General features: G+C 63.7%; 13 protein-coding genes. 5 read left to right on the top strand and 8 right to left on the bottom strand.

Going from position 1 to position 11165, the window contains the following annotated elements:
- Positions 1–371: 371 nt before the first annotated feature.
- Entirely contained in the window at positions 372–1355 is a 984-nt protein-coding gene (locus G5V65_RS20880; protein ID WP_165054346.1) for an adenosine kinase, read from the bottom strand.
- On the bottom strand, positions 1352–1996 hold the full coding sequence (nth, locus tag G5V65_RS20875; RefSeq protein ID WP_165054344.1) for an endonuclease III: 645 nt from the start codon (positions 1994–1996) through the stop codon (positions 1352–1354). The genes G5V65_RS20880 and nth overlap by 4 nt, the downstream gene beginning before the upstream one ends.
- Positions 1997–2103: 107 nt before the next feature.
- Between nth and G5V65_RS20870 the strand changes: the two genes are divergently transcribed.
- The 3 genes from G5V65_RS20870 (at position 2104) to G5V65_RS20860 (ending at position 4601) form a co-directional block, all read left to right on the top strand.
- A complete protein-coding gene (locus G5V65_RS20870; protein WP_165054341.1) occupies positions 2104–2943 on the top strand; it encodes a methylated-DNA--[protein]-cysteine S-methyltransferase in 840 nt (279 codons plus the stop codon).
- A gap of 109 nt (positions 2944–3052) precedes the next feature.
- Positions 3053–3721: an OmpA family protein gene (locus G5V65_RS20865; protein ID WP_165054338.1), complete on the top strand. Its 669-nt coding sequence runs from the start codon at positions 3053–3055 to the stop codon at positions 3719–3721.
- A 112-nt stretch (positions 3722–3833) separates the two neighbouring features.
- Positions 3834–4601, top strand: coding sequence for a FadR/GntR family transcriptional regulator (locus tag G5V65_RS20860; RefSeq protein ID WP_165054336.1), 768 nt, complete (start codon positions 3834–3836; stop codon positions 4599–4601).
- 63 nt (positions 4602–4664) lie between these two features.
- Here the strand turns inward: G5V65_RS20860 and G5V65_RS20855 are convergent, their stop codons facing one another.
- The 5 genes from G5V65_RS20855 to G5V65_RS20835 all read right to left on the bottom strand — a co-directional run bounded on the left by G5V65_RS20855 (position 4665) and on the right by G5V65_RS20835 (position 7248).
- Positions 4665–5231 (bottom strand): F0F1 ATP synthase subunit B, encoded by a 567-nt coding sequence (locus G5V65_RS20855; RefSeq protein ID WP_343162878.1) that lies wholly within the window; start codon positions 5229–5231, stop codon positions 4665–4667.
- Positions 5228–5794, bottom strand: coding sequence for a F0F1 ATP synthase subunit B' (locus G5V65_RS20850; protein ID WP_165054332.1), 567 nt, complete (start codon positions 5792–5794; stop codon positions 5228–5230). The genes G5V65_RS20855 and G5V65_RS20850 overlap by 4 nt, the downstream gene beginning before the upstream one ends.
- 83 nt (positions 5795–5877) lie before the next feature.
- Complete coding sequence (locus G5V65_RS20845) at positions 5878–6114, bottom strand: F0F1 ATP synthase subunit C (RefSeq protein ID WP_023664074.1); 237 nt, start codon at positions 6112–6114, stop codon at positions 5878–5880.
- Between the two features lie 47 nt (positions 6115–6161).
- Positions 6162–6869 carry a F0F1 ATP synthase subunit A gene (locus G5V65_RS20840; RefSeq protein ID WP_165054348.1) on the bottom strand — a complete coding sequence of 236 codons (708 nt, stop codon included), beginning with the start codon at positions 6867–6869 and terminating at the stop codon, positions 6162–6164.
- Between the two features lie 46 nt (positions 6870–6915).
- Positions 6916–7248 (bottom strand): AtpZ/AtpI family protein, encoded by a 333-nt coding sequence (locus G5V65_RS20835; RefSeq protein WP_165054330.1) that lies wholly within the window; start codon positions 7246–7248, stop codon positions 6916–6918.
- 216 nt (positions 7249–7464) lie between these two features.
- Between G5V65_RS20835 and G5V65_RS20830 the strand changes: the two genes are divergently transcribed.
- Complete coding sequence (locus G5V65_RS20830; protein ID WP_165054329.1) at positions 7465–7872, top strand: ArsR/SmtB family transcription factor; 408 nt, start codon at positions 7465–7467, stop codon at positions 7870–7872.
- Positions 7873–7917: 45 nt separating this feature from the next.
- Here the strand turns inward: G5V65_RS20830 and G5V65_RS20825 are convergent, their stop codons facing one another.
- Positions 7918–9438, bottom strand: a complete 1521-nt coding sequence (locus G5V65_RS20825) for a malonate--CoA ligase (RefSeq protein WP_165054327.1) — start codon at positions 9436–9438, stop codon at positions 7918–7920.
- A gap of 529 nt (positions 9439–9967) precedes the next feature.
- Here G5V65_RS20825 and G5V65_RS20820 point away from each other — a divergent pair.
- Positions 9968–11104, top strand: a complete 1137-nt coding sequence (locus G5V65_RS20820) for a cadherin domain-containing protein (protein ID WP_165054325.1) — start codon at positions 9968–9970, stop codon at positions 11102–11104.
- Positions 11105–11165: the final 61 nt, after the last annotated feature.

The following is an 11165-nucleotide window of genomic DNA, read 5'->3' as shown; positions in this document are numbered from 1 at the left end:
GCCGTCAACGCCATGATTTATATGCGAAATATCACGATTACGACAGCGAAATCAGCGACTTACTTGGAGAATGTGGGACAAGAAGGATTTCCAGCTCTTCAAATACGATTTCGACGATCCCTCGAACAAGATGCCCAAGGGCGAGGTTGATCTCGACGAGGTCCACGCCAAGCTGGGCGACTGAAGCAGGGCGATCTGCCCGCCCCTCCCTCGTCCCGGCGGAAAATACCCGCAGGGGGTGAATGGGCCGCATGGCCCAGAGGGGGCGCCTGCGCCCCCTGACCACGGAGCCGGACGCGCGGCACGCGCGGGAGGCGACAGGAAAGGCTTGCGCGGCCCTCCCGGGCCGCGCGCCGCAAGGTCATCCTTGCTCAGACAAGCCCTACCTTGCGGAAAAGCGCCTTGAGATCCGTCTCGGGCCGCGCGCCGAAATGGCTGATCACCTCTGCCGCCGCGACGCAGCCCATGCGCCCCGCCACTTCCAGCGACTGGCCCGTGGCAAAACCGTACAGGAAGCCTGCCGCGAACTGGTCGCCTGCCCCCGTGGCATCCACCGGCACCACACGGTTCACCGGAACCGTGACCATCTCTTCGCCGCGCACGAGGATCACCTCATCCCCAGACCGCGTGCAGACCACCACCCCCGCATCCGCCGCCGCTTGTTCCAGCGCCGCCGACAGGTCGGTCTGATACAGCGAGGACCATTCGTGTTCGTTCCCGATCACGTAATCCAGTTCCTTCACCAACCGCCGGAAATCATCCCGGTGGCGGTCCACGCAGAACGGGTCCGAAAGCGCGATCCCCGCCTTGCCGCCCGCATTGCGGCACAGCTTGGCCGCGCGTTCGAAGGCCTGCTTCCCCTTCGGCTTGTCATAGAGATAGCCTTCGAGGAAAAGCAGCACCGCCTCCCCCGCCACGGCGTCCGAGACGTCATCGGGACCAAGTTCCGAAGAAATCCCCAGATAGGTATTCATCGACCGCTCGCCATCCGGCGAGACGAAGATCATCGACCGCGAGGTGGGCAATTCCCCGCCCGCCACCGGCGGGTTGGGGAAGGCGGTCCCGCTCTCGGCCATCGACTGGGCGTAGAACCGCCCCAGCGCATCGTCATGCACCCGCCCGATGAAGGCGGTGCGCAGGCCAAGGTTGCCCAGCCCCGCGATGGTATTGGCGACCGAACCGCCGGGGGCCTGCACCCGTTCCTTCATGGCGGCATAAAGCAGTTCGCCCCGCTCCCGCTCCACCAGTTGCATGATGCCTTTCTCGATGCCCATCATCTCGATGAAGCTGTCATCGGCCTGATTGAACACATCGACGATGGCATTGCCGATGCCGACGACATCATAGGTCTTCATTCGGTCTTTTCCTCATACAGACAAAGATCGCGGATCGGGCAGATGCCGCATTTGGGTTTGCGCGCGACGCAGATATAGCGGCCATGCAGGATAAGCCAGTGATGCGCGTGCAACTGGAATTCGGCGGGGACGTTGTCCTCGATGGCGCGTTCCACCGCCGCCTCGTCGCGGCCGGGCGCGATGCCGCTGCGGTTGCCAAGGCGGAAGATATGCGTGTCCACCGCCTGCGAGGGCTGCTTGAACCACATGTTCAGCACCACATTCGCCGTCTTGCGCCCCACCCCCGGCAGCGATTGCAGCGCCGCGCGGGACGAGGGCACCTCGCCGCCGAAGTCCTCGATCAGGATGCGGCACAGCTTGATGACGTTCTTGGCCTTGTTGCGGAAAAGGCCGATGGTCTTGATATGCTCGATAAGCCCCTCTTCACCCAGGGCCAGCATCCTTTCGGGCGTGTCGGCAATGGCGAACAGCTTTCGCGTGGCCTTGTTCACCCCCACATCCGTCGCCTGCGCCGACAGCGCCACTGCAACCAGCAGGGTGAAGGCGTTCACATGTTCCAATTCCCCCTTCGGCTCCGCTTCCAGCGCGTGGAAGCGGGTGAAGATCGCCTTCATCTGGGCATAGGGAAGCTGTCTGGCCATGGGTTCCGCCTTAAGCGAGGGCTTTACGCCGGGCAAGACGGGATGCGCAGAATCCGGGTCGCCTGTGGCCGCGCGCGCCCATAGATTGCTGCAGCAAGGAGAGCGCCATGACCGACCAATCCCCCAGCTACCACTACGCCGTCATCGGCCGTGCCCTGCGCATCATCGACGAGGCAGGCCCCGGCCTCTCTCTCGAAGAACTCGCATCGCGGATGGACATGTCGCCCGCGCATTTCCAGCGCGTCTTTTCGCAATGGGTGGGTATCTCGCCAAAGCGCTATCAGCAGTATCTGACGCTGGATCACGCCCGCCGCCTTCTGGCCGAACGCTTTACAACGCTGGAAACCGCGCTTTCCACCGGCCTTTCCGGCACCGGCCGCCTGCATGATCTCTTCCTGACATGGGAGGCAATGACACCGGGCGATTTCGCAAAAGGCGGCGAGGGGCTTCTCATGCGCTGGGGCTGGTTCGAAAGCCCGTTCGGCCCGGCAATCGTCATGGGCACCGACAAGGGCATCTGCGGCATCGGCTTTGCCGCCGAAACCGGGCCTGACCCCGCATTCGACGATCTCGCCCGCCGCTGGCCCAAGGCCACCCTTGTGGAAGATCCCGCTCTGCTCCGCCCCTGGGTCACGGCCGCCTTCGGGACCGATCCACAGGTCGACACGCCTCTTCACCTCATCGGCGCGCCCTTCCAGATCAAGGTGTGGGAGGCGCTGATGCGCATCCCCACCGGCCATGTGACGACCTACAGCGAAATCGCCGGCACCATCGGCAATCCAAAGGCGGTCCGCGCCGTCGGCACGGCCGTAGGCCGCAACCCGATCAGCTTCCTCATCCCCTGCCACCGCGCCATCCGGCGCGACGGCAGCCTTGGCGGCTATCACTGGGGCCTGCCGGTAAAGCGCGCGATCCTCGCCTGGGAATCCGCCCGCACCGGATTGTGATGCGCGGAATGTCGCCGCAACAGGGCCGCGCCTATCCAGCCCGCCGGGGCGCTGGTATAAGATGCCGCAGCGCCCGGACCAAAGGGCCATCACCATCGAGGCGGCAGAAATGACCATCAAGACACCCCTGATCCTTTCCACCCTGGGCATCCTGGCCCTGACGGCCTGTGTCCCGGCCGATCCCTATGCCGATCCCTATGGCGCGCAGCCTGTCTCGAACGGCCCGCGCGCCCAGTCCGGCGCCCTGATCGGGGCCATGGCCGGGGGTCTTCTCGGTTCGCAAAGCAGCGATGACCGTCTGGCGAAAACCGTGGTCGGCGCCGGCATCGGCGCCATCGTCGGCGGGGCCATCGGGGCCACCCTCGATCAGCAGGCAGCCGAGCTGCGCGGCATCAACGGGCAGTTCAACGTCACGAACATGGGCGACTATCTGGTCGTCAACATGCCGCAGGACGTTCTGTTCAACGTCGACAGCGCCGCCCTGCGCCCCGATCTGACCCGCGACATCAAATCCGTCGCCCAGAACCTGCTGCGCTATCCCAACAGCCAGATCCAGATCATCGGCCATACCGACAATACGGGATCGGCCAGCTACAACCAGGATCTCTCGCAACGGCGCGCCGTCTCGGTCGCCAATGTCCTGCGCGAAAGCGGCGTGCCCAACGCGCGTGTCTCCGCCTTTGGCCGGGGCGAGGATCAGCCCATCGCCTCGAACCTCACGCCCGAGGGCCGGGCGCAGAACCGCCGGGTGGAAATCATCATCCGCCCGACACGCTGATCCCGTAAGGGCAAACCACAGAACCACGCCAAAGGCCGGGCCCAGCGCCCGGCCTTTTTCATTGGCATTCGCAAGCCTCTGGTCATAAATTCAGACCATTCCCGAGGGTGCCATGCCGTTCCACAAAGTCCTGCCTGAAAAGCTTTCCCAGTCGGTGATCCGCCAGATCGAACTTCTGATCCTGCGCGGGATCCTGCGGCCGGGTGAACGGCTTCCCTCGGAACGCGAATTGTCCGAACGCATGGATGTGTCGCGGCCCTCGTTACGCGAAGGCGTCGCCGCCCTGCAGGAAAGGGGTTTGCTGGTCTCTCGCCCGAATGCGGGGATCTATGTGGCCGATGTTCTGGGTTCCGCCTTTTCCCCGGCCCTCGTGGATCTTTTTTCCCGGCACGAGGAAGCCGTCTTCGACTACATCGCCTTTCGCCGTGATATGGAGGGCCTGGCCGCCGAACGGGCCGCCCGCCTTGCCTCGGATACCGATCTTCAGGTGATCGACACCATCCTTTCCAAGATGGAAGCCGCCCATGGCAAGCGCGATCCCTCCGATGAAGCGGCCCTCGATGCCGAATTCCACATGGCCATCATCGAGGCCAGCCATAACGTCGTCATGCTGCACATGATGCGCTCGATGTATGATCTGCTCCGTCAGGGCGTCTTCTACAATCGCCAACTCATGTTCCGGCAACGACCGACACGCGATGCCCTGCTGGATCAGCACCGCGCCATCAACGCGGCGATCACGGCCCGCGATCCCGGCGCCGCGCGAGCCGCGGTCGAGGCGCATCTGGACTTCGTCGAAACGGCCCTTGCCGAACAGCTTCGCGCCGAACGCAACGAAACCATCGCCAGACAGCGCCTCGAGCATGAAAACGCCCGCTAGGGCGGGCATGAAAAAACCCGGCAAGGGCCGGGTTTCTTCTGTATGAGACTGGGAAATCGTCCCTCAGTGCAGCTTGGCCTCAACCTGCTGGATCGCCGCGTCGATGGAGGCTGCTGCCCCTTCGGCCGTCATCTGTTTTGCCAGCACATCACCCGCCGCAGCCACGGCCACGGCAATGGCCTTTTCGCGCACTTCCCGGATCGCCGAAGCTTCGGCCGATGCGATCTGATCCTCGGCAGCCGCCAGTCGGCGGGCAATCGCGGCCTTCAGATCGGCCTTGGCCTGCTCGGCCGCGGTCATCGCCTCTTCCTTGGCCGAAGCGACGATGCGCTCGGATTGCTCCAGCACGTCCTTCTGCTTCTTCTCGTAAGAGGCCAGAAGCGCCTTCGCCTCATCCCGCAGGGTGCGGGCCTCTTCCAGTTCGGCCTTGATCTGGCCCGCGCGGGCGTCCAGCAGATCCGCGATCTTGCCCGGAACCTTGAAGTAGATCAGGATCCCGACAAAGACGAGGAAGGCGATCGTCACCACGAAATCGGTGTTGCCCAGCGAAAAGAACGGCTTGTCCCCTGCGGCAAAGGCCGGCGATGCGGCCAGTGCCAGGACTGCGGAAAGCTTCTTCATCGCCCTCACCCTTTCAGCCGTGCGGTCACGGCAGCGGTCACCGACCGTGCATCCGCCTTGCCACCCAGCGCCGCGACCAGTTCCTTCGCGGTGTCCTTCGCGACCTCGGTCACGGCGTCCAGCGCGCCTGCCCGGATCTCGCCGATCCGCTTTTCCGATTCCGCCGCCTTCGCGGCAATCTCGGCATCAGCCCGCGCCGTGGCAGCATCCAGATCCTTCTGGATCTCGGCCCGTGCCTCGGCGACGATCTTCGCCGCTTCCGTCCGGGCGCGCGCCAGCGCATCCTGATAGGCCTTCTCCGCCTCGACGGCCTTGGCCTTCAATTCCTCGGCAGCCGCCAGATCATTGGTGATCGTGCCCTTGCGCTCGGCCAGCACACCGCCGATGCGGGGCAGCGCGATACGCGACAGCACGAAGTAGATCACGACCAGCGTGACGACGAGCCAGAAGATCTGGTTCGGCATCCAGTCGACGCAGAGCTGCGGCATGCCGATCGCGCTGCCGGCGTCATTGACGCAGGCGCCGATATCGGCAGCACCGTGGGCGGCGTCGGCGGTAGATTCAGTTGCCATCTTGTCCTCCGTCGGACCCTTTGAACTTCGAAGGGCCGCCGGATGCCCGGCGCGCCCCCCTCACGTAAGGATTCGAAGTCAGATCAGACGGCGAACATCAGCAGAAGCGCGACGAGGAACGCGAAGATCCCCAGGGCTTCGGCGAAGGCCAGGCCGATGAACAGCGTCGCGGTCTGCGAACCGGCAGCCGACGGGTTGCGCAGGGCGCCCGACAGGAAGTTGCCGGCCACATGGCCCACGCCGATGGCGGCAGCGCCCGAACCGATGGCGGCCAGGCCGGCACCGATGAACTGACCCATGCTTGCGATATCGCCTTCCATGATTTTCTCCTTACGATGGAATGCTTGAGTTTGGATTTGACCGCGCGTCAGTGGCCCGGATGCAGCGCATCCTTCAGATAGACGCAGGTCAGGATGGTAAAGACGTAGGCCTGGATGAAGGCGACCAGCACCTCCAGCCCATAGATCGCGACAATCGCCGCAACCGACACCGGCGAGATGGCGGCAATCGCCGCAAAGCCCGCGAAAACCTTGATCACGGCGTGACCGGCCATGATGTTGCCCGCAAGACGGATGGAATGGCTGACCGGGCGGACGAAGTAGGAAATCACCTCGATGATCGCGATGATCGGGCGCAGGATCAGCGGCGCATCCGACATCCAGAACAGGCCCAGGAAATGCGCCCCATGCTTGACGAAGCCAAGGATCGTCACCGCGAAGAACACGCCAAAGCCCAGCACCGCCGTCACGGCGATATGCGACGTGGGGGTAAAGGACATGGGCAGCAGGCCCAGATAGTTGGTGAAGATGATGAAGACGAACAGCGTGAAGATCTTCGGGAAATACTTCACCCCGTCATGGCCGGTGATGTCTTCCACCATCTTGTAGATGAAACCATAGGCCAGTTCGGCAACCGACTGCACCCGCGACGGAACGATCGCCCGCCCCCGCGTGCCCAGCACGAAGAGCGCGACAGTGGCCAGAACCGCAAGCGCCATCCAGAGCGTCACGTTGGTCGGCGTGTAGAACTCGATCGGCCCGTGTCCGAACAGGGGCTTCACGATGAACTGGTCCATCGGGTGGAACACCAGACCGCCTTCGCTATGTGCCTCGCCTGCCACGTCAGTCTTCCCCTTGCTTGGCGGCCACGGCCGCCCTTCGTTCCTGCACTTCTCTGGCCGATCGCAGCATGGTCTTCACCCCCGCCGCAAACCCCGCCAGTATGAACAGCACCAGAAACAGCGGCATGGTCCCGAAAAGGGTATCCAGCCCGTATCCGATGCCGAAGCCGATCCCGAGACCGGCCACAAGCTCGATCACCATCCGCCAGGCAAGCTGCGCCTGGGAATAGTGTTCGTCCTGATGGTTCTTGCGCGGCCCTTCGACTGCGCCCCTCGCCTTGGCGATCCTCTCCTCAAGCGCGGCAAGGCGCTCGCGATCGGGTTCGTCAGCCATGCTTTGGGCCCCCAGAACGTTCGGCGGCAACCTACGGAGGGGCACCCCCTGAGTCAAGCGACGAAACGCCCATCTCGGAACGGACCAACTATCTGTTTTATAATGGATTTCCTGAAGAGCCGCCTGCGCGCAAACGCATCGTGCAGCATTCACGGCACTGTTCTCGATATTCAACCGGATGGTTGACGATCCGATGCGTTCCCGCCATGCAGAGGCATGACAACCGCCACGCCCGATCCGCTCGACACTGTCTTCGCCGCGCTGGCCGATCCCACGCGCCGGGCAATCCTGAACATGCTTCTGGAAGACGACATGGCCGTGACGGATGTGGCGGAACCCTTTTCCATGTCGCTGGCAGCCATTTCCAAGCACCTCGCCGTTCTTGCCGATGCGCGCCTGATCACCCAGGAAAAACGCGGCCGGGTGAAGTGGTGCAAGCTGGAACCCGATGCGCTGCGGGCGGCATCGGTCTGGATGCAGGGGTTCGGACAGTTCGATCCCGTTGACCTGGACGCCTTCGAACGCTTTCTCGAAACCGAATTCGATCACTCGGGCGAAGCGTTTTCTGACACAGAAAACGCAGCGGAATTTGACACAAATTCCGCCGATAACCGCTTGGACTAGGTCCAAAGGCGATTTCTGCGTGCAGAAATCGTCGCGAAATCTGCGTCAGATTTCGCCCCCTTGGCGAAACCATCCCCTGTAGCTGTCGCGCAGCAGGTTCTTCTGCACCTTGCCCATCGTGTTGCGCGGCAGGCTGTCCACCACCACCGCTGCCTTGGGCTGCTTGAACCGCGCCAGCCGATCCGCAATCGCCGCCAGCACGGCCTCCGCCTCCAGCCCCGCGCCCTTCCGCGCCACCAGCACGGCAAAGACCGCCTCGCCGAAATCCGGATGGGGCACACCGATCACGGCACTTTCCGCGACCCCCGGCACCTCGTCCAGCACCAACTCCACTTCCTTGGGATAGACGTTGTAGCCCCCGGTGATCACCAGATCCTTCGCCCGCCCCACGATATGCACATAGCCATCGCCATCCCGCATCCCCAGATCCCCGGTGATGAACCAGCCATCCGCGCGCAACTCTTCGGCCGTCTTTTCCGGCATCTGCCAATAGCCCGCAAAGACATTCGGCCCCCGCACCTCGATCATGCCGACCTCACCCACAGGAACGTCCCGCCCCTCGGCCAGGATGCGCAGCTCCACCCCCGGCAAGGGGAATCCCACCGTCCCCGCCCGGCGCTCGCCCTCATAGGGGTTCGACGTGTTCATGTTCGTCTCGGTCATCCCGTAACGCTCCAGGATGCGATGCCCGGTCCGCGCGGCCCATGCCTCATGCGTTTCGGCCAGAAGCGGGGCAGAGCCGGACACGAACAGCCGCATATGCCCCACCAGATCGCGCGTCAGGCCAGGCTCCTCCAGCAGACGTGTGTAGAAGGTCGGCACCCCCATCATCACCGTGGCCGCGGGCAGCATGCGCAACACGGCCCCGGCATCGAAGCCCGGCAGCCAGATCATCGCCCCGCCCGACAGCAGCGCCACGTTCGAGGCCACGAACAGCCCATGCGTGTGAAAGATCGGCAGCGCATGCAGCAGCACATCATCGGGCGTGAACCGCCATTCCCGCACCAGAACCTCGGCATTGGACAGCAGATTGGCATGCGTCAGCATCGCCCCCTTCGACCGCCCCGTCGTGCCCGAGGTGTAAAGGATCGCCGCCAGATCGCCCGGCGCACAGGGCTCGGCGCGGATGTCCCCCGTCGCTGCGGTCGCCAGATCGGCCAGTTCCCCCGTCCCATCCGCGTTCAGCACCACCAGCCGCGCCCCGGCCTGCGCCGCGACAGGTGCCATCGCCACAGCCTTTGCCCCATCGCAGAGGAACAGGCGCGGGCGCGCATCGCCAAGGAAATAGGCCACCTCCGCCGGGGTATAGGCCGTGTTCAACGGCAGGAACACCGCACCCAGCGCCACCGCAGCGCCATAACAGGCCAGCGCCTCGGGCGACTTGCTCACCTGCACAGCCACCCGGTCCCCCTTGACGACGCCCAGCGCTTGCATGGCACGGGCCATCCCTGCCACCAGATCCAGAAACGCCGCCCCGTTCAGCCGCCGCCCATCCGGCAGGATCAGCAGATCACCCCCCCGCCCGGCAAGTGGCGCGAAAAGCGCGTCGAACAGATGATTGGCCATGGCTTGCCCTCCCGCTTGCCCCTTCTCTTCGCATGGCCGCCGCCCGGTTCTCAAGTCACCCGGGGCATCGAATCGCCATAACAGGCAGGGGCCAGCGGATGCCCCGCCAGAGAAGGCTTGCCTATTTCTTGTGCAATCCCGCCGCAGGGCCCACCATTTCCTTGTCCAAGCTTTCCCGGTCTTTCTACCCCCGGCAGAGTGACCCTATCCAAAAGCATAATTTACCATCTTGAGAATGCCCCGACCGGCACTTTCTGTTCCTCCCTCATTCACCTTCTGGTAACGAATCCGTGCCGGGCGTGGGGAGCCCTGCAGCCGTCCTTCTTGGCCGGTGCGTAAGTGGTGCTGTGGTTTTTATCTGCGAATGTCTCTTTCGGTGCAGTGTCGGCGGGGTCCCGTTCCGGGTTCCAGTCTTCCTCCGGATTTGAGCATTCCCCGCGTCCGTCTTGCGGCGGATCTGATAGCTGCCCCCCTCTGACGCCCTGCCGAAATCAGATCATCGGCCCATCGGCCAGCAGGGAGAAGCAGCATGTCCAACGTCAAATGGTTCGGGTCCTTCGCAAATGCTCCGGGCTCCGCCTTCACCTCGGCGGGCGCGACCCTGACGCAGATCCCCTTGGGCACCGCAATCACGGCCGGCACCCTGGCCAATACCGATGTGCTGATCTTTGGCAGCGGGATCGGCGATACCCTGACGGCGGCCGAGATCGCTGCGATGAAGGCCTTCGTCGAGGCAGGCGGCAAGTTGATCGTCGTGGGTGAGGTCAGCTTCTTTCCGGCGATCAACAACGAAGGCAACAGCCTTCTGGGCGGCATAGGGGCCAAAGCGCGCCTTGTCGGCGGCAACCTCAGCGGGACCGCGACCTATGGAAACGCAGCCCAGAACACCGAAGCTGGTCTTGTCGGAAAGACCTTCGAACTGAGCAACGGATCCAGCGTCTCGGCCAATGGCGCCACAGTGCTTGCTGCCCTGTCGGGCGGCACGGCTGTCCTTACGGTCGAAACGGTCGGCGCGAACGGCGGCCAGGTCTTCGTCCTTTCGGACAACGTCAATCCGGGCAAGGATTTCGCCCTCTCCATGTTGCCGGCGGATTCCGCGCCCTCCCTGCCTGCCGATACCAGTGTCAGCTATGCCGAAAACCAGACGACAACCGTCTTCGATGCCGCCGCCACCGATGACCGCAGCAGCGAAGGCAACGGCCTGACCTATTCCATCCTCGATGGCGGCGAAGGCGCAAGCTTTGCCATTGATCCCGCGACCGGCAAGCTCACCTTCCTGACCAAGCCGGATTTCGAAGCCCCAACCGATGCCGATGGCAACAACAGCTATGTCGTCACCATCCGCGCGCAGGATTCCGCCGGGCAGACGGATGACCAGACGATCACCGTCAATGTCACCAATGTGGATGACACGGCGCCAACCGGCCTGACGGCAAGTTCGGTTCTCCCGACGGATGGCGGCGACGGGTTCAAGATCCTGGCCGCCAGGGCCGCTGGCACCTTCGCTCGCTGGGATTGGCCTGCGATTGATGCCCTTCTCGCCGGAACCGGGGCCAGCAGCATCATCAACTCGACGGCGACCACGCTGGATTATTCGGGGTCAAATACCCCGTTCGGCAACAGTGACTATTTCGCGATCAAGGCGACGGGTGTTGATTTGCACTGAGAGCTGACCCGGGTTTTCCATCGAGAAGTGACCCACCATTGGTTATGGATTTCGTGTCATG

Source organism: Paragemmobacter kunshanensis (assembly GCF_011059185.1).
Classification (GTDB): domain Bacteria; phylum Pseudomonadota; class Alphaproteobacteria; order Rhodobacterales; family Rhodobacteraceae; genus Paragemmobacter; species Paragemmobacter kunshanensis.
This window is presented reverse-complemented; position numbering and strand designations above follow the sequence as displayed.